General features: G+C 66.1%; 19 protein-coding genes. 9 read left to right on the top strand and 10 right to left on the bottom strand.

The window, feature by feature from the left end; translation table 11 throughout:
• Nucleotides 1-121: 121 nt before the first annotated feature.
• On the bottom strand, nucleotides 122-712 hold the full coding sequence (locus LWC34_RS55675; protein WP_233734888.1) for a pentapeptide repeat-containing protein: 591 nt from the start codon (nucleotides 710-712) through the stop codon (nucleotides 122-124).
• Complete coding sequence (locus LWC34_RS55670; protein ID WP_233734886.1) at nucleotides 709-939, bottom strand: helix-turn-helix domain-containing protein; 231 nt, start codon at nucleotides 937-939, stop codon at nucleotides 709-711. Before LWC34_RS55670 ends, LWC34_RS55675 begins: the two co-directional genes overlap by 4 nt.
• Before the next feature lie 59 nt (nucleotides 940-998).
• Here LWC34_RS55670 and LWC34_RS55665 point away from each other — a divergent pair, with 59 nt between their 5' ends.
• Together LWC34_RS55665 and map are read left to right on the top strand one after the other, a co-directional pair.
• Nucleotides 999-1904: a pyridoxamine 5'-phosphate oxidase family protein gene (locus LWC34_RS55665; RefSeq protein WP_233734884.1), complete on the top strand. Its 906-nt coding sequence runs from the start codon at nucleotides 999-1001 to the stop codon at nucleotides 1902-1904.
• Between the two features lie 36 nt (nucleotides 1905-1940).
• The gene (map, locus tag LWC34_RS55660; RefSeq protein ID WP_233734882.1) at nucleotides 1941-2708 is read left to right on the top strand and encodes a type I methionyl aminopeptidase; all 768 of its coding nucleotides are present in this window, start codon (nucleotides 1941-1943) and stop codon (nucleotides 2706-2708) included.
• A 53-nt stretch (nucleotides 2709-2761) separates the two neighbouring features.
• Here map and LWC34_RS55655 read toward each other — a convergent pair whose 3' ends face one another.
• The 3 genes from LWC34_RS55655 to LWC34_RS55645 form a co-directional block, all read right to left on the bottom strand.
• The gene (locus LWC34_RS55655) at nucleotides 2762-3787 is read right to left on the bottom strand and encodes a 6-phosphofructokinase (RefSeq protein ID WP_233734880.1); all 1026 of its coding nucleotides are present in this window, start codon (nucleotides 3785-3787) and stop codon (nucleotides 2762-2764) included.
• A 314-nt stretch (nucleotides 3788-4101) separates the two neighbouring features.
• Nucleotides 4102-4605 (bottom strand): polyadenylate-specific 3'-exoribonuclease AS, encoded by a 504-nt coding sequence (locus LWC34_RS55650; RefSeq protein WP_233734878.1) that lies wholly within the window; start codon nucleotides 4603-4605, stop codon nucleotides 4102-4104.
• A 20-nt stretch (nucleotides 4606-4625) separates the two neighbouring features.
• On the bottom strand, nucleotides 4626-5378 hold the full coding sequence (locus tag LWC34_RS55645) for a lysophospholipid acyltransferase family protein (protein ID WP_233734876.1): 753 nt from the start codon (nucleotides 5376-5378) through the stop codon (nucleotides 4626-4628).
• Between the two features lie 214 nt (nucleotides 5379-5592).
• Between LWC34_RS55645 and LWC34_RS55640 the strand changes: the two genes are divergently transcribed.
• Nucleotides 5593-6183: a procyclic acidic repetitive family protein gene (locus LWC34_RS55640; protein ID WP_233734874.1), complete on the top strand. Its 591-nt coding sequence runs from the start codon at nucleotides 5593-5595 to the stop codon at nucleotides 6181-6183.
• A gap of 51 nt (nucleotides 6184-6234) precedes the next feature.
• On the opposite strand, the gene LWC34_RS55635 is transcribed toward LWC34_RS55640, so the two are convergent.
• Entirely contained in the window at nucleotides 6235-8028 is a 1794-nt protein-coding gene (locus tag LWC34_RS55635; RefSeq protein ID WP_233734872.1) for an AMP-dependent synthetase/ligase, read from the bottom strand.
• A 41-nt stretch (nucleotides 8029-8069) separates the two neighbouring features.
• Here LWC34_RS55635 and LWC34_RS55630 point away from each other — a divergent pair, with 41 nt between their 5' ends.
• Genes LWC34_RS55630 through LWC34_RS55605 form a run of 6 tightly spaced genes read left to right on the top strand, consistent with a single transcriptional unit; the run spans nucleotide 8070 to nucleotide 12196 of the window.
• Nucleotides 8070-8441: a polyketide cyclase / dehydrase and lipid transport gene (locus LWC34_RS55630; RefSeq protein WP_233734870.1), complete on the top strand. Its 372-nt coding sequence runs from the start codon at nucleotides 8070-8072 to the stop codon at nucleotides 8439-8441.
• Nucleotides 8442-8450: 9 nt separating this feature from the next.
• A complete protein-coding gene (locus tag LWC34_RS55625) occupies nucleotides 8451-9239 on the top strand; it encodes a metallophosphoesterase family protein (protein WP_233734869.1) in 789 nt (262 codons plus the stop codon).
• 23 nt (nucleotides 9240-9262) lie between these two features.
• Complete coding sequence (locus LWC34_RS55620; protein WP_233734867.1) at nucleotides 9263-9703, top strand: SRPBCC family protein; 441 nt, start codon at nucleotides 9263-9265, stop codon at nucleotides 9701-9703.
• Between the two features lie 8 nt (nucleotides 9704-9711).
• A complete protein-coding gene (locus tag LWC34_RS55615; RefSeq protein WP_233734865.1) occupies nucleotides 9712-10872 on the top strand; it encodes an ArsA family ATPase in 1161 nt (386 codons plus the stop codon).
• A 44-nt stretch (nucleotides 10873-10916) separates the two neighbouring features.
• Complete coding sequence (locus LWC34_RS55610) at nucleotides 10917-11249, top strand: hypothetical protein (protein WP_235731540.1); 333 nt, start codon at nucleotides 10917-10919, stop codon at nucleotides 11247-11249.
• Complete coding sequence (locus tag LWC34_RS55605; protein ID WP_233734863.1) at nucleotides 11243-12196, top strand: ROK family glucokinase; 954 nt, start codon at nucleotides 11243-11245, stop codon at nucleotides 12194-12196. The genes LWC34_RS55610 and LWC34_RS55605 overlap by 7 nt, the downstream gene beginning before the upstream one ends.
• Nucleotides 12197-12201: 5 nt before the next feature.
• On the opposite strand, the gene LWC34_RS55600 is transcribed toward LWC34_RS55605, so the two are convergent.
• From LWC34_RS55600 to LWC34_RS55585, 4 genes are all read right to left on the bottom strand, one after another.
• Nucleotides 12202-13068, bottom strand: a complete 867-nt coding sequence (locus LWC34_RS55600; protein ID WP_233734861.1) for an alpha/beta fold hydrolase — start codon at nucleotides 13066-13068, stop codon at nucleotides 12202-12204.
• 60 nt (nucleotides 13069-13128) lie between these two features.
• The gene (locus LWC34_RS55595) at nucleotides 13129-14283 is read right to left on the bottom strand and encodes a glycosyltransferase family 4 protein (protein WP_233734859.1); all 1155 of its coding nucleotides are present in this window, start codon (nucleotides 14281-14283) and stop codon (nucleotides 13129-13131) included.
• Between the two features lie 10 nt (nucleotides 14284-14293).
• On the bottom strand, nucleotides 14294-15631 hold the full coding sequence (locus LWC34_RS55590; protein ID WP_233734857.1) for a hypothetical protein: 1338 nt from the start codon (nucleotides 15629-15631) through the stop codon (nucleotides 14294-14296).
• 95 nt (nucleotides 15632-15726) lie between these two features.
• The gene (locus LWC34_RS55585; RefSeq protein ID WP_233734855.1) at nucleotides 15727-16779 is read right to left on the bottom strand and encodes an NlpC/P60 family protein; all 1053 of its coding nucleotides are present in this window, start codon (nucleotides 16777-16779) and stop codon (nucleotides 15727-15729) included.
• Between the last annotated feature and the right edge of the window lie 210 nt (nucleotides 16780-16989).

The raw sequence follows: 16989 nt of genomic DNA, 5'->3' as shown, positions 1-16989 counted from the left end.
CACCGCGGCCAGGTGCCAACCGCAGCATGATCGATGGCCCGATCCGGCCGCGGTCAAGAACGCCCAGTGCTTCAATGACGGCACCCCACATCTACCGGCGTGTCGCGGGCTCGACCTGGGGTTAGCGAATGTCGAAGCCGATCGACCGCGCGATCGTCATGGCTTGCTCGACACCGATGATCGCGCCTTTCACCTCGGCGGTGTACGGATTCAACGCTGACAAGTCGCTGCCGCGCAAATCGGCGCCGGCCAACCGGATCCGGTCGAGCTGCGCGGACGCCAGGTCCACGCTGACGAAGTCGGCTTTCTCACAGTTCGCGGCCGTCAGGTCGGTTTCCCGCATCCGCACGTCACGGAACTCGACGTTCCGAAGGTCCAAACTGGACAGATCGGTGAACGACCAGTCGCCGCCGCGCACCCGCAACGGCCGCATCGTGCACTCCTTGAACACGCTGCCGACGAGTTTGCATCCGTCAAACTCCGCGTCGAAAAGGTTGCAGCGCTTGAAGGTGCAGTTGATGAAGGCCGCGCTGGCGTGCCGGGAGGCGTTGAACTTCACGTTGCCGAACGTGCAGTCCTCGAACGTGCTACCGGAGTTCACTACTTCGGTCATATCTATTTCGGAGAACGAACACTTCGTGTACGTCCGCCCGTCGAGTTCTTCGCCGTACCAGTCCTCGTCACTGAACCGCTGTTCCTCGGTCACGTTCACCCGATGAGCTTATCCAGTGGGAGGTCAACCGCTTTGGCGATCGCGGCGACGGTGAAGAACGCGGGCGTGGGAATCCGGCCATGTTCGATCTTGCGCAGGGTTTCGACGGAAATCCCGGCCGCCGCAGCGACTTCCACCGATGTCCGGCCCGCTCTTGCCGCACGCAGCGTCTCGCCGAGGCGGACACCGCGTTCGCGGTCCTCAGGGGTCAGCGGTGGTCGCACCATGAATCGATAGTAGTGCCATGATTGACCTCGATCGCGGTTGAGGTTTTAGCGTCCGAACCATGTCGATCGACTCCCGAGTGTCCGAGGTGCTGTCCAGTTCACGGGTGGCTGAACTGACCACCATCGGCAAGGACGGCTACCCGCAGACGCGTCCGATGGCCGCGATCTGGGTCCCGGACAAGCAACACGTCGTGCTCACGACGCCGCCCGCGTTTCCGCAGAAGGTGTTCAATATCCGGCGGGACGGCCGGGTTGCCCTGCTGTACTCCGACATGACCGGCACTGGCCTCGACAGCAACACGGCCGTGCTGGTGCAAGGCACAGCCAGCGCGCCCGCGACTGTCGCGGGGACCGCGGAGCTCGCCGACTTCTGGCGTGCCGTGTACACCCGAAACCCTGGCTACGCCGATGAACTGCGGGATCCCGCGTACCAGGCCAGAATGGACTGGTATTACTGGCGTTTGCCTATGTTCGTCACGCTCGATCGTGTCCACGTCTTCGACGCCACGCCGGTCGGCGGCACGCTTGAGCCGTTCCCGGCATCGAATCTGCCTATGTCCGAACGAATCAAGGACGCGATCACGCGCTACCCCACTGCCGTGCTCACCGCGCTGGACGCCGACGGGCACCCGTACTCGGTGCGTGCGAAGGTGGACGAGAACCTGACGGTCAGTCCACTGCAACCGTTCAACGGCAGGCCAGGACCAGCGAGCTTGTTGTGGCACCGGTACGACCGCACCACGGCTGGAATGCTGACGCTGCTCGTCACGGGTACGCTCGGCGACTCGGGCTTCACACCGGAACGCATCCCGGGCGCGCTGCCGGACGAGCACGAAGCCGGTCCCGACCAGGATTGGATCGCGCAAGGCAGGCTGCGTTCCCTGCAGTACCTGGACAAACGCGGCCTGGATGGACCGGTGGTCGACTGGGCGGCCTTGGCCGGATACGCCAGTACGTCAGTGTGATAGAACTGGGATAATTATCCCAGTCCAGGAGACGTGATGGTCGAACTCAAGACACCAGCCGAACTCGAGCTGATGCGCGAAGCGGGCAAGGTCGTAGCCGCCGCGCTGGCCGCGGTCAAACAGGCGGCAGCTCCCGGTGTGTCGCTGCGTGAGTTGGACACTGTCGCGACGAAGGTGATCGCGGCGAAGGGCGCCAAATCGTCGTTTCTGCACTATCACCCGCATTTCGCGCCGACGCCGTTCCCTGGCGTGATCTGCGCGTCGGTCAATGACCTTGTGGTGCACGGTATTCCGAACGAGTACCAGCTCAAGGAAGGCGACCTGGTCAGCATCGACTGCGGTGCGCACGTCTCCGGATTCCACGGTGACGCCGCGATCACGTTCTTCATCGGCGAGCCGACCGAAGAGGACGCGCGGCTGAGCGAGCACACCCGGGAAGCGTTGTACGCGGGCATCGCCGCGGCCAAAGTCGGCAACCGGCTCGGCGATGTCTCCAACGCCATCGGCAAAGTCGGCCGCTCGCACGGTTACGGCTTGCTGGCGGGTTATGGCGGGCATGGCGTCGGCCGCAAGATGCACGAGGAACCGCACGTACCCAACGAAGGCAAAGCCGGGCGTGGCCTGAAACTCAGGGCAGGCTTGGTGATCGCGATCGAGCCGATGTTCATCGCGGGCGGCAGGGACACGTTCACCACCGACACGGACGGCTGGGGCCTGCGCAGTTCCGACCGGACACGGGCCGCGCACTGGGAGCACACCATCGCGATCACGCCGGACGGCCCCGTGATCCTCACCGAGCTCTGAGAAGTCGTAAGCCCCCAAAGTGAAGTCACTTTGGGGGCATAGGACAGGGTGGATCAGCCGAAGAAGACTTCAGCTTCCTGGTAACGCTCAAGCGGAACGGTCTTCAGCTCGGCCGTGGCCTCGGACAGCTTCACGCGGACGATGTCGGTGCCGCGCAACGCGACCATCACACCGAAGTCCCCGTCAGCAACCGCGTCAACGGCGTGCAGACCGAAACGAGTTGCCAGCACACGGTCGTACGCGGTCGGCGTGCCGCCACGCTGCGTGTGACCGAGCACCACGGCACGAGACTCCTTGCCCGTCCGCTGCGCGATCTCCTCAGCCAGCCACGTGCCGACGCCACCGAGACGGACGTGCCCGAAGGCGTCCTTCTCACCACTGGTGAGCACCTCGGCGCCGCCTTCCGGCATCGCGCCCTCGGCCACGACGATGATCGGCGCGTACTCGCGCTCGAACCGCCGCTTGACCCACTCGACGACCTTGTCGACGTTGAACGGCCGCTCCGGCACCAGGATCACGTTCGCGCCGCCCGCGAGACCCGAGTGCAGCGCGATCCAGCCAGCGTGCCGACCCATGACCTCGCAGACGAGCGCACGGTGGTGCGACTCGGCCGTGGTGCGCAGCCGGTCGATCGCCTCGGTCGCGATGTGCACCGCGGTGTCGAAGCCGAAGGTGTAATCCGTCGCGCCAAGGTCGTTGTCGATCGTCTTGGGCACGCCGACCACGCCGACGCCGTCATCAGTCAGCCGCTTTGCCACGCCGAGCGTGTCCTCGCCACCGATCGCGACGAGCGCGTCGATGCCTTGGTCGGCCAGCACGGCCTTGATCTTGTCAACGCCACCGTCGACCTTGTACGGGTTGGTGCGCGACGAGCCGAGGATCGTGCCGCCGCGGGTGAGGATGTCTTCGACCTGGTCGAGCCCGATGGGCTTCGACTTGCCTTCGAGTGGACCCTGCCAACCGTTGCGGAAACCGACGATCTCCCAGCCGTGAGCCTCGATGCCCTTCCTGGTCACGGCCCTGATCACCGCGTTAAGACCTGGACAGTCGCCACCACCGGTGAGTACGCCTATACGCATGGGGTGAAGGGTGTCACGGGCTGGATCGGTAAAGCAACCGACCCCCGCTTAACAAGCGGGAAACCGTCCCACCTCGTGGAATGAAACCGGTCCCAGAAGTCGTGTCCACCTTTCCAGCACACCGTGTCCACCTTTCCAGCACCATGAAACACACTTTCCGGAACACGAAGATCGCAGCGCTGGGCCAGCGAGGAGGTCAACCGCGCCGGAGTGGCGAACTCACTGTGCCGCAACGGTGGACACGATGTGCCGCAACGGTGGACACGATGTTCCGCAACGGGGGACACGATGTTCCGCAACGGTGGACACGGCGGTTAGCGGACTGGGAAGCCTTTGCGGAGGCGTTCGACCTCGATGATGTTCCAGCGGGCCAGGTTGTGGCGGGCGTCGGCCAGCGCGTCGTGCGCGTCGGTTGGCGGGTTTGGCAGCTGTGGCTTGCCCACGTCTTCCCAACGCTGACGCAGGTCGCGCGTGAAACGCGGCAACTGGCGAGGCAACGCGGGCATCGCGCCCCACAGCTGTGCCAAGGCCACGTGGTCGTAGGCGGCGAACCACGCCCACAGTTCCACGCTCTCGCCGCGCGGGCTGAGGAAGCCCATCAGGTCCTCACGGATCTGCGAGCGGCTGCGCCATGCTTTGTCGCCAGGTCCGGGGAGTTTGTCCAGCACGTTCTCGCGGACCCACTGGCCTGCCTTGTTCGGGTCGAACTCGGTCGACACCGCGTAGAACTCTCTGCCGTCCTCGGCTACGACACCGATCGACACGAGGTCGATCGTCACTCCGTCTTCAATGAATTCGGTGTCGTAAAAAAATCGCACCCGACAACCTTAGTTGTGAATCATCCGGCCTTGGCCTCGGGGATACGGTCGGGCTCGCGCTGGGCGGGAACACCGTTTGGCGCCTTGCCGTCCGCCTCCTGCATCTCCTTGACCTTCGCGGCGTACATGTCCACGTATTCCTGGCCGGACAGTTCCATCAGCGCGTACATCACCTCGTCGGTGATCGAGCGTTCGACGAACCGGTCGCCGGTCAGTCCCTCGTAGCGGGAGAAGTCCAACGGCTTGCCGAACTTCACCCGGATCTTGGTCGGCTTCCACATCTTCGAGCCGATCGGGTTGGCGATGTCGGTGCCGACCATGACGACCGGGATGATCGGCACGCCTGCTTCGAGCGCGATCCGGGCGATGCCGGTCTTGCCCTTGTAGAGCCTGCCGTCCGGTGAGCGGGTGCCTTCCGGGTAGATGCCGAGCAGGTTTCCCTCACGCAGCAGCCGGATGCCGGTGTCCAGCGCGGCCTGTGCCGCCGAGCCGCCGGTGCGGTCGATCGGGATCTGGCCCATGCCGGTGAAGAACCACTTCTTGAAGGCGCCTTTGATGCCCTTCTCGGTGAAGTACTCCATCTTCGCGGGGAACGTCACTCGCCTGCGCGGGATCACCAGCGGCATGAAGAACGAGTCCGACACCGCGAGGTGGTTGCTCGCCAGGATCGCTCCGCCGCTGCGCGGGATGTTCTCGAGCCCCTCGGCCTGCGGGCGGAAGAAGAGCCGCAGGATCGGCCCGAGCAGGACATGTTTCATGACGAAGTACAGCACCGTGTAGAGCGCCTCCTGCCCTGACTACCACCGACGGCCCGTCGGACAGACAGCCTACGAAGTGTGCCCACTCGTGCACAACGCGACCGTCCCCACGCTTGGGCCGGAAAGTTGTCGCGGATAACAACGCACAAAAGAGCCAGAAGTAACTGGCCAACCGAAGCGGTGTCCGTGCGACGATGGCGTCACGAGGTCAAGCTTCTCAAGGAGGGCCATGAAGGGCGGGTCAGACGGACCGGAGGACGTTGACGCCGCCTTCGCGCAGATCGTCGCCGACCTGGAACGCGAAGGCCTTGGGTCAACGGTTCAGGCCGACTTGGACCGCGAGGCCGATCTGGATATCGAGGTCGCGCCAGAGGTCGAGTCGCCGGAGCCGAAGCCGGGTCCGATTTCGAAGTCGCAGCCGGATCTCGAGCTCGACGACGAGCCGGAACCGGACAAACCCGCCAGGTCACGCAGGTCCGAGCCGCTGGACGAGCCGGATCTGCCGGAGATCTCCGCACCGGCCACAGCGGGCTGGCGCGGCCATGAGACCGAGATGGACTGGGCGTGGAGCTCGGACGACGACCATTACGTGCCGCCCGAGCCGCCGCCGATCCCCCGGCCGAGCCCGTTGACCATTCTCGCGTTGATGCTGCTGCTGATCGCGTTGTTCCTGCTGGTGGCGCCCGGTTTGATCGGCCTGGCGACCCGGGTGGCGACGCCGATCGCGCTGGTGTCCCTGACCGTCGGCATCGGCCTTGTGGTGCTGCGGATCCGCCAGGGCAACAACGAGGACGACGGGGACAACGGCGCCCAGGTCTGAAAAGACCTCGTGAGTGGTTATCCGTGTTCTAACCCGCATAACCACTCACGACTAGTGACCTGCGTAAATGGCTTCGATCCGGTCGGCGTACTTCGAGGCGATGATCTCGCGGCGCAGCTTCAGGCTTGGCGTGATCTCGCCACGCTCCTCGCTGAAGTCCCGCGGCAGTACGGTGAAACTGCGGATCGACTCGGCACGGGACACGGCCTTGTTCGCCTCGTCCACCGCTGACTGCAGTTCAGCGCGCAAATCCGCGTCGTCCGCGAGCTCGGCGACCGTGCCGTGCTTGCCGTGACGCGACTTCCACGACTCGAAATACTCCTCGTCGATGGTGATCAGCGCGCCGATGAACGGTTTCCGGTCGCCGACCACGAGGCACTGGCTGATCAGCGGGTTCATCCGCAGCCGGTCCTCGAGCACCGCGGGCGCCACGTTCTTGCCGCCCGCGGTCACGATGATCTCCTTCTTGCGACCGGTGATCGACAGGAAACCGTTATCGTCCAGCGTGCCGAGGTCGCCGGTGTGGAACCAGCCGTCCTGCAACGACTCCTTGGTCGCGGCCGGGTTGTGCCAGTAGCCGGAAAACACCATGTCTCCCGACAGCAGCACTTCCCCGTCGTCAGCGATGCGCACGCAAGCGCCCGCGACGACCCGGCCGACCGTGCCGACCTTGAAGTCCGTGTTGGTGTTCACCGCGATCGCGGCCGAGGTCTCGGTCAGGCCGTATCCCTCGAACACCGGCACGCCGATGCCACGGAAGAAGTGCGCGAGCCGGGCACCCAGCGGCGCGCCACCGGAGATCGCGGCCTCGCACCGCCCGCCAAGAGCCATCCGCAGCTTGCCGTAGACCAGCCGGTCGGCCACCAAATGCTTGGCGCGCAGGGCGATTCCGGGCTTGGCGGTCTGGCTGTACTGGATTGCCAATGCCTCGGCGGCGTCGAAGATCTTGCCTTTGCCGTCGGCGTGGGCACGCTGCTTGGCCGCGTTGTAGACCTTCTCGAACACGCGTGGGACCGCGACCACGAAGGTCGGGCGGAACGTGCCGAGGTCGTTCACCAGCGTTTTGACGTCCGGCAGGTGGCCGAGCGTGGTGCGGGCGTAGACGCAGCAGATCGAGATCGCCCTGGCGAACACGTGCGCCAACGGCAGGAAGACGAGCATCGAATTGCCCGATTTCATCAACTGCGGGAACGCCTTGATGTCCGCGCGCACCTCAGCGAGCAGGTTGCGGTGCGTCAGCTCGACGCCTTTGGGGCGGCCCGTGGTGCCCGAGGTGTAGACGAGCGTGGCCACGGCGTCGGCGCGCACGCTGCGATGCAGGTCGTGTGCGGTCTTTTCGTTGACCTCAGCGCCCAAAGCCGTCAGTTCGTCGACAGCTGGTGCCAGGTCCACGCCCGCGTCGATCTGCCAGACGCGTGTCAGTTCCGGCAGACGGTCGACGAGCCCGTCGACGGTCGCCTTGTGCTCGGCGGTTTCCACGACCATCGCGCGCGCACCCGAGTCCGACAGGATCCACTCGACCTGTTCGGGCGAGGAGGTCTCGTAGATCGGCACGGTCACGCCGCCCGCCGCCCAGATGGCGAAGTCGAGCAACGACCACTCGTACCGGGTCTTGGACAGCAACGCGACGCGGTCACCAGGGCGTACGCCGGAGGCGATCAGTCCTTTCGAGACCGCCAGCACGTGCGCGGCGAACTCGCGGGCGGTCACGTCCACCCATGAGCCGTCGACCAGCCGACGGAAGCTGACCGCGTCGCCGAAGCGATCCGCGTTAGCCCACACCATGTCGGTGAGATTCTCTTCGTCGGTCACCGATACCGTGGCCGGCGCCTTGTATTCACGCACGTCACGTGAATTTAGTACAGCGGCCGTGACACCATGCACTTGTGCCTGCAGTGGACGTCGTCGACGAGACCTTCCTCGCCGTGCCCCCGCCCGTGGTCAAAGCCGCCTTCGCCAACCCGAACGCGTGGCGCACGCTGTGGCCGGATCTCACTCTTGAGGTGTACGCCGATCGCGGCGACGAGGGCCTGCGGTGGACCGTGCGTGGCGCGCTGACCGGAACCATGGAGGTCTGGCTCGAACCGATGCTCGACGGCACGCTCCTGCACTACTTCCTGCGTGCCGACCTGCCCGGCCAGGCCGGTCCGCGTGAGCTGCGGCGTGAGCTGACCCGCCGCCAGTTCGCCGCCAAGAACATCGCTTTCGATCTCAAGACCACCCTCGAGGATGGGCGGCGGCCAGGCTGCCCGCCGTAAAGTGAACGTGTGCGGGTCCACGTTGTTTCCGATGTCCACGGCAATTCGGACGCTCTGGCGAGGGCCGGCGAAGGCGCGGACGCGCTCGTTGTGCTCGGTGATCTGATCGATTTCGTCGACTATCACGACCACGGCAGCGGCATCCTCGGCCGCGTGTTCGGCGCGGAGAAGGTCGCCAAGTTCGCGCACTTACGGCGCAACCGTCAGTTGCAGGAGCTCGGCGAGTACGCGCGCACGTTGTGGGCGAGCCTCGACAACGCGGCCGACGTGGTTCAGGAAGCGCTGTTCGAGCAGTACACGCGGTTGTTCGCGGCGATGACCGTGCCGACGTATGCCACGCCGGGCAATGTCGACGTGCCGGACCTGTGGTCACAGTTCTCACGTGACGGCCTGACGTTCCTGGACGGCGAGGTCGCGGAGATCGGCGGGCTACGGTTCGGGTTCGTCGGCGGCGCGTTGCTCTCGCCCGGTGGGCGCGTGCGTCGCTCCGGCGCGTGGTTCCCGTACCTGCGGACCGAGGATGACTACAACGCTTCTGTCGGCAAGCTCACCGAAGTCGACGTGCTGTGCTCGCACATTCCGCCCGCTGTGCCGGAACTCACCTATGACGTCGTGGCGCGACGGACAGAGTTCGGTTCGTACGCGCTGCGTGAACTGATCGGCGAGCAGCGGCCGCGGTGGTCGCTGTTCGGCCACGTGCACCAACCGCTGTCAGCGAGAATGCGGTTCGCTTCGACCGACTGCATCAATGTCGGACATTTCCAGCGGACGCAAGTGCCGCACGTACTGCGCTTCTGACTTGACCAGGTAGCCTGCCCGGCATGGCCGACGAGTCCACCCAGTCCATCACCGTAGAAGCAGACGCCGACACGATCATGGGCGTGATCGCCGATTTCGCCGCGTACCCCGAGTGGACAGGGGCGGTGAAAGAGACCGAGGTGCTCGAGCAGGACGCCGACGGCCAGGCCACCCAGGTCCGGTTCGTGATCGACGCCGGCATGTTCAAGGACGCCTACACACTGCAGTACGAGTGGGCGGAGGATGGCCTTTCGGTGAGCTGGACCCTGGTGAAGGGCCAGATGCAGCGCTCACAGCGTGGCCGGTACCTGCTTGAGCCGCAGGGTGACGACGCGACGAAGGTGACGTACACGCTGTCGGTCCAGCTGGCCGTGCCGATGATTGGCATGTTCCGCCGCAAGGCCGAGAAGATGATCATGGACATCGCGCTGAAGGACCTCAAGCGCCGCGCCGAAGGGTTGTAACCACCGCCTTGCGGATCCTGCTGTTCATCGGAAAGGGCGGGGTGGGCAAGACCACCCTTGCCGCGGCCACCGCGGTGCGGCTGGCCAGGCGTGGGCACGAGACTCTTGTCGTGTCCACGGATCCGGCACATTCGCTCGCGGACGCGTTCGACACAAGGCTGACCAGCGAACCCTCCCTAGTGGACGCCAAGCTGCACGCGGCCCATGTGGACACCCGTGGTCTTGTCGATTCCGCGTGGGACGAGCTGCGTTGCCAGCTGCGGGCGGTACTTGCCGGTGCGGGCGTTGACGAGCTGGACGCCGAAGAGCTGACCGTGGTGCCCGGCCTCGACGAGCTGCTCGCGCTGACCGAGGTCGCCAGATTGGCGAAAACCGGCAACTGGGACACGGTCGTGGTGGACTGCGGGCCGACCGCGGAGACGTTGCGGCTGCTGGCGTTGCCCGACGCGATCGCGACCTATCTGCAACGGGCGTTTCCGGCGCGCTCGGTCCGGGGAATGGTCTCCGGTGTTGGACGACAGGGCTGGGTCGACGCGGTCACCAGGCTGGCCGGGCATCTGGCGGAACTGCGCGATTTGCTGGCAGATCCGCAGGTCACCGGGGTTCGGCTGGTGTTGACGCCGGAGCGGCTGGTTGTGGCCGAAAGCAAGCGCACGCTCGCGGCGTTGGCGCTGCGGGACATCCGGGTTGACGGCATGATCGCCAACCGGCTTGTGCCCAAAGCCGGGATGCGGCGCGGTCCGGCGGCGACGTGGCTGCGTACCCGCCGCGACGAGCAGGACGCGGTTCTTGCCGAACTGCGGGCTTCCACGCCGATCGAGTTGCACGTTGTGGAACACCGGGCGGCCGAACCTGTTGGCCTCGCGGCATTGGCCTCGCTCGCCGACGAGCTCTACGGCCGGACGGACCCGCTGAGCTCGACCGCGAAAAGGCCGCCGTCATTGCTGCAGATCCGGCCGGAAGGCGCGGGATACGTTCTGCGCGTTGCCATTCCGCTGACCGAGCAGTCCGATGTAGACCTGGCAAGAATCGGCGACGACCTGGCGATCACAGTGGACGGAATGCGCAGGCTCGTCCCACTGCCCGCCGTGTTGCGGCGCTACCAGGTCGCCGATGCCTCTGTGGACGGTGAGGGTTTGTTGCTGCAGTTCGCCGGGGCGACATCGTGAGCGCCGAGCCGGGGTCCCGGCTGCTTGAAGAGATCGTCCTGCTGATGGACGCGGTCGCCGAACGCCTTGGGCCGTACCTTGATCAGGTCGCGGCCGAGCACGACGGCCCGCCGGACAACTGTCCACTGTGCGCCATCGGCGCCCTGGTCCGTGGCGAGCCGAACGAGCTGGCAGCGACGACTTTGGACCGTGCCGCGGACATCATCGCGGTGTTGCGGGCCGTGCTTGCCGACAGGTGGGAGCCCGGTGTGCCCCACATGCCCGGTTTCCGGCCGGCCGGGCGTCCCGGTCGCGCGGCCGAGCAGACTCGGAGCAAGAATAGGTCCGTGCAACACATCCAGGTGCGACGCGGTTCCTTTGGTGACGACAGATGCTGACAGTCGGCGTTGACGTCGGCGGGACGAGCGTGCGGGCCGGTGTCGTCGACAAACGCGGAACAATCCTGGACACCGCACGCGTGGGAACGCCGTCCGGCGCGGAAGCCCTCAACGACGCGATTGTGTCGGTCATCAGCTCGTTGACTGCCCGTCACACAATCTCGGCGGTCGGCTTGGCGGTCGCCGGATTCGTGGCGACCGACCTGAAAACGGTCATGTTCGCGCCACACTTGGCGTGGCGCAGGGCCGCAGTGGCCGAGCGGATCTCTCGCAAGATCGATCTGCCTGTGGTCCTCGAGCACGACGCCAACGCGGCGGCACTGGCCGAATACCGCTACGGCGCGGCGCGTGGGGCGAAAGTCGTCACGCTGATCGCGATCGGGACAGGCATCGGCGGCGGCCTCCTGCTTGACGGCAAGATCTTCCGCGGCGCTCATGGCGTCGCCCCGGAACTCGGGCATCTGCGGATCGTGCCGAACGGCAGGCCGTGTTCCTGCGGCAAGGCCGGGTGCTGGGAGCGGTACTGCAGTGGGACGGCGTTGAGCGCGACCGCGATCGAGCTGCTGGCAGGCCACCCAGGACAGTCCACAGTGCTCGCACGCGAGGCCGCGGGCGACGCGCGGCAGATCACCGGCCGCAAGGTCGCTGGGGCGGCCAAGGATGGCGATCCCGTTGCGCTGCGGGCGATGGCCGAATTGGCGCGCTGGCTTGGCGAAGGTCTAGCTCTGGTCGCGGACATCTACGACCCCGAGGTCATCGTGATCGCGGGCGGCGTCTCGGAGTCCGCTCCCCTGTTCCTTGACGACGCGCGCGAGATCTACCGTGATGCCGTGACCGGCGCGGGTTACCGCCCACTGGCACGTATCCGCACCGCGCAGCTAGGCGATGACGCCGGTCTGGTCGGCGCGGCGACACTGGCCCGCGATGTCGCGAATGGACACCACTAGCCGATTCACTTGAGGAATTCGAGCAGTTCGGCGTTGACGATGTCCGGCTTTTCCTCGTGGCACAGATGTCCACATTGGTCGATCGCAACGGTGCGCACGTCCTTGGCCATCGCGCGCCAGGTCTGTTCCATGTCGACAAGGGTGACCCCGACGAAGTCCGCTCCCCAGATCGACAGCACCGGGCACTCGATCAGGACGTGCTCGTCCTCGGCGTCCTGTTCAGCGTCTTGCGGCATTGCCCGGTAGTCCGCGCACGAACCGCGCACCGCACCCGGCTGCTGGTAGTTCTTCACGTAGACGTCAAGCTCGGCCTGACTGAAGATCTCCGGGTTGTAGCTCCAGCCGCGGTAGAAGTGGGTCAGGAACACCTCCTCCTTGCCCTCGATCAGCGCTTCGGGCAGATCGGGCACTCTGAGGAAGTAGAAGAACCAGCCAAGCCCTGGTGCGGCGAGGTTCTTGGTTCTCGACAGGGCGAGCGTCGGGATGTTGTCCACGACGGCAAGCCGGTGGAGCCGGTGCGGATGGTCCTTGGCGAACCGGGTCGCCACCCGGGCTCCTCGGTCGTGGCCGACCAACGCGATCCGATCGTGGCCAAGATGGTCCATGAGCGCGAGCAGATCGGCGGCCATCGTCCGCTTGTCGTAGCCCGCGGCGGGTTTGTCGGTGGCGCCGTAGCCACGGAGGTCTGGGGCGATCACGGTGTACCGCTCGGCAAGTACCGGGATCTGTTTGCGCCAGCCGAACCACATTTCCGGGAAGCCGTGCAACAGGTAGACCGGCGGTCCGGCACCGGCGCTGACCCAGTGCTGGCGGATCCCGTTGAGCACCGCGGTGTGGTGGGTGATCCTGGGTGGCTCCAAGGTCACTGTCATACGAAACAGTGTCATTCACCGAACGGCACGCGGCCACTTGGCGTCGCGAGTGGACATCAACTAGCCACGGAATGCGGAGAACCGGCCACGATCGCTGGACAGCAATGTAGACAGTCGACTGGCCAATGTGTCCCAACGCCAGTCCGAAGTGACCCAGTCGCGACCCGCTTGCCCCATCGCGGCCGCGTTGTCCGGGTTCGCGAGCAAGGTGCTGATGCTGGTGGCGATCTTGGTGACGTTGCGTCCGTCGACCACATGACCGGTCACGCCCTCGCGGACGGTTTCCGGCGCACCACCGGAATTGCCTGCCACGACAGGAAGTCCGCACGCGGAGGCTTCCAGGAACACGATGCCGAGTCCTTCGACGTCCAACCCGCCGCCACGGGTCCGGCACGGCATCGCGAAGACATCTCCGGCTACGTAGTGCGCAGGAAGTTCTTCCCACGTCACGGTTCCGGTCAGGATGACGTCATCGGCGACGTCGTTCTCCTTGGCCAGGGCCATAAGCCGGTCCGCGTAACGGCCGCCGCCGACCAGGAGCAGCGCCGCGTCAGGGACCTGACGGCGGATCGCGGGCAGCGCCCTGATCAACATGTCCTGCCCCTTGCGAGGCACCAAACGGGACACACACACGATCGTCGGCCGATCGGAAAGGTTGTGGCGCTTACGAATCAGCTCACGACCCGCAGGGTCAGGACGATACAGTTCAGTGTCCACACCGGACGGCAGGTATTCCAGTGCCGCGTGACGTCCAAAGGCCGCCGCGAACCGGGATCGGGTGTACTTGCTGACGTACGTCACCGCGTCCGTTGTGGACCCGATGCGTCGCAAAGCCTGACGGGACCCAGGAAGCATCGACCAGCCGACCTCGTGGCCATGGGTCGAGGCGACAACTCGACGCGCCCCGGCCTCACGCAGGTACGGACCAAGCAGAGCCAGCGGCGCCGCCGCGCCGAACCAGACCGAAGTGCACGACTCGGCGCGCAGGATCTCCTTGGCACGCTTGGCCACGTCCGGCGTCGGCAGCATCAGCGACGTCGGGTGGCGGACCACCTGGAACGGCATGGCGGCGTCGAATTCGGCCGCGCCTTCCCACGCGGGCGCGTAGACCACCAGGTCCTGCGGGGCCAGCCTGGTCGCCAAGGCCTGCAGATATGCCTGGATACCGCCCGGCCGCGGCGGGAAGTCGTTGGTCACCAGAAGGGTCCGAGCCACGTCACGCACCCTATCCGAGGGTCTCCCGCAGGTATTCCTGCCAGCCCGCGACGAACTCTTCCCGGTTCAGCCCGATCACCGAGACCAGCAGGTCGTCGATGTCGGCAGGGCTCGCGCGACCCGCTTTGGCCAACACCCGGTACAGCTCGATCAGCTTGGGCTCGCCTAGCCGTTCCGCCACGAACCGGGCCAACGAGAACGACTGCTGATAGGCCATGTCCAGCACGCGGCCCTGCGCGCGAAACTCCTCATCGGACGGCAGCCTGGTCGGCGGCCCGGTGGTGAGTACCGTGGCGTTCAGGTCGGGCGCGGCCTGTCTGAGCGGGATGCCGCTGTCCCGGTAGCCAACGTAGTCGGCGAATCCTTCCAGCAGCCACATCGGCGAACCATCCACTGTGGACCCACGAGCGGCGATGTGCGTGAACTCGTGCCGCAGCACGATTCGCAGTGCTGTCACGGACAACGCGTCGGCACTCGTCGCGCTCATCACGACCCGCTGGCCCTCGGCCGAGTTCTTGTCCGTGTCGACCCGGTCGGCGACCGAGACCGCGACAACCGACTCGACCGGGAAGTTCGGCCCGACCATCGCGCGCATCTCGTCGTTCGAGTCGGGCAGCACCACCACGACCTGCTGTGACCAGTCGGTGCCCCAGACGTTGCTGACCGCGTTGACGGCCGAGTCCAGTTCGGCCGCCACCCGTTTGGCCATCGCCTCGCGGGCCGGGTGGGTCAGGATCAGGCCGCGTGAGGTCGTGAGCACCTGGCACGGGCCGAAGTCCCATGGGCCGCGCCAGGTCCGCCTGCCCACGCTGAGCAGGTCGTCGTCGGAACGGATGAACCACGAGTTGGACCGCTTGACCAACAGATAGCCCATCGGCCGCCGGGTCGGCACCGGGTCGGCGCCGCGCAGGGCATAGACCAGGTCGATCTCCGGCGCCCACAACTCCTGCGCGCCATCGACACTCGGGAGCGACGATGGATCGAGCGAGCGCTGCGTGACCATGGTGTACGACCACTCCCGCAGCGGGACGTTGGCGAGGTTACGGAACATCGCCAGCTGCGCGTCGCGGAACGCCGGTTCCGCCTTGGGGTCCACGCTGGCCATAAAGGCCTTCTCGTCACGCCGCCGCAGAGCTTCGGCCCGCGCGCGCAGCACGGCCTGGACCGCGAGGGCGCGTTCGTCCGGCTGTGGGGCCACCGCGCCCTGGTTGGGCGGGGCGAAGACCTGTGGTGGACCAGGCGCTTGTTCGATGACGGCACTGTCGTGCGGCTGGGTCGCGACCAGCGCGAGACCGCCGAGTAGCGCGATCGCTACGCCGGCGACAAGCAACGCACGAAACCGGGCCACCACGAGATCGTATTGCCCGGCGTGTGAAAACGACGCGACCCCTGACCCGCACCACCGGCCAGGGATCGCGTCGCGCGACTATGAGCAGCCGAAACTCAGCCGACAACCCGCTTGATCGCGAAAAAGTCGCTGCCGCCACCCGGCGTCATGGAGGTCACCGCGACCGGCTTGCCATAGGTCGAGGCGTGCACGATCTTGCCGGGGGCGATCACCAGTGCGACGTGGTGGATCGACCCGGCACTGCTGCCGTAGAACACCAGGTCACCGGCCTGCTCCTGACCGCGCGGGATCGACTTGCCGACGGTGTACTGCTGACGGCTGGACCGCGGCAAGCTCACGCCTGCCTGCTTGAAGGCCCATGAGGTCAACCCGGAACAGTCGAAGCCACCTGGCTGGGCACCGCCCCACACGTAGGCGTCACCCTGCCGGGACAGCGCGGCCTGGACCGCGGTGTTGGCGGCTCCGGGCGGGCCGAAGTACTTGCCGGTGTCCTTGACGAAACCGCCAAGCTTCGCCTTGTCCGCGGCAGGCAGCTTGTTCAGCTCGGCCTTGACCTGGTCGCTCTGCTTTTTCAGGTCCTTGGCACGGGCCTCGATCTCGATCTTCAACTTTTCGGCGGCGTCACGCGCCTCGGTGGCGCGCTTCGTCGCGTCCGCTGCCTTGGTCTCTGACTCGGTCGCCGTCTTGACGGCCCCGTGCAGCGCCGTCAACGCCTTGTTGTTGTCCGTCGCCAGCACGTTCAGCGCCGAGGACCTGTCGAGGAAGTCCTGCGCGGAAGTACCGGTGAGCAGCGCCGAGAGCTTGTTGAACCGGGCACCGCGGTACGACGCCGTGCTCAGCGTCTCCACCTGGCCACGGAACTGCTCTTCGGTGACGGCTGCCTCGTCCTTGGCCTTGGTGGCCGCGGCGAGATCAGCCGTGGCCTTGTCCAATTCCGCCTGCTTGGCGTCCTTGTCGTCCTTGGCCTTGTTGAGCTCTTCGTTGACGAGCTCAACCTGCTTGTTGAGCTCGTTGTACTTCTTCAGAGCATCCGATTCGCCCGATGCGGGCTGGGCGAGCGCGGGAACCGGGGCGGTGCTAACCATCGCGATGATGGCGGACGCTGTCAGTGCTCCACGCATGCCGCGCTTGAGTCGTTGCGACGCCACGTCGCGCGTGTCTCCTTCGTCTCTGCGACCGCCGAAGGAAGGGAACCCGAGCTCCTCGGGCACGGGGGTACCCAAAGAGCGGACCGGACAAGCGAGTGGACACGCACTCAAAGCTCCGGCACGTTCTTCCCAACCGGTGGGGGTGTTCCGGCTCAGCGACCCAGCCCCGACTTGCCTGGGGTGCTGATTCGGCGGCGATCTCGCGTCATC

Origin of the sequence: Kibdelosporangium philippinense, from assembly GCF_021390435.2 — a bacterium.
Classification (GTDB): Bacteria; Actinomycetota; Actinomycetes; order Mycobacteriales; family Pseudonocardiaceae; genus Kibdelosporangium; species Kibdelosporangium philippinense.
This window is presented reverse-complemented; position numbering and strand designations above follow the sequence as displayed.

Excerpts from the sequence above, each read along its gene's own strand:
- LWC34_RS55655 (WP_233734880.1), bottom strand. The coding sequence starts at position 3,787 with ATGCGTATAGGCGTACTCACCGGTGGTGGCGACTGTCCAGGTCTTAAC.
- LWC34_RS55610 (WP_235731540.1), top strand. The coding sequence starts at position 10,917 with ATGGACGCGGTCGCCGAACGCCTTGGGCCGTACCTTGATCAGGTCGCG.
- LWC34_RS55665 (WP_233734884.1), top strand. The coding sequence starts at position 999 with ATGTCGATCGACTCCCGAGTGTCCGAGGTGCTGTCCAGTTCACGGGTG.
- LWC34_RS55670 (WP_233734886.1), bottom strand. The coding sequence starts at position 939 with ATGGTGCGACCACCGCTGACCCCTGAGGACCGCGAACGCGGTGTCCGC.
- LWC34_RS55620 (WP_233734867.1), top strand. The coding sequence starts at position 9,263 with ATGGCCGACGAGTCCACCCAGTCCATCACCGTAGAAGCAGACGCCGAC.
- LWC34_RS55640 (WP_233734874.1), top strand. The coding sequence starts at position 5,593 with ATGAAGGGCGGGTCAGACGGACCGGAGGACGTTGACGCCGCCTTCGCG.
- map (WP_233734882.1), top strand. The coding sequence starts at position 1,941 with ATGGTCGAACTCAAGACACCAGCCGAACTCGAGCTGATGCGCGAAGCG.
- LWC34_RS55600 (WP_233734861.1), bottom strand. The coding sequence starts at position 13,068 with ATGACAGTGACCTTGGAGCCACCCAGGATCACCCACCACACCGCGGTG.
- LWC34_RS55605 (WP_233734863.1), top strand. The coding sequence starts at position 11,243 with ATGCTGACAGTCGGCGTTGACGTCGGCGGGACGAGCGTGCGGGCCGGT.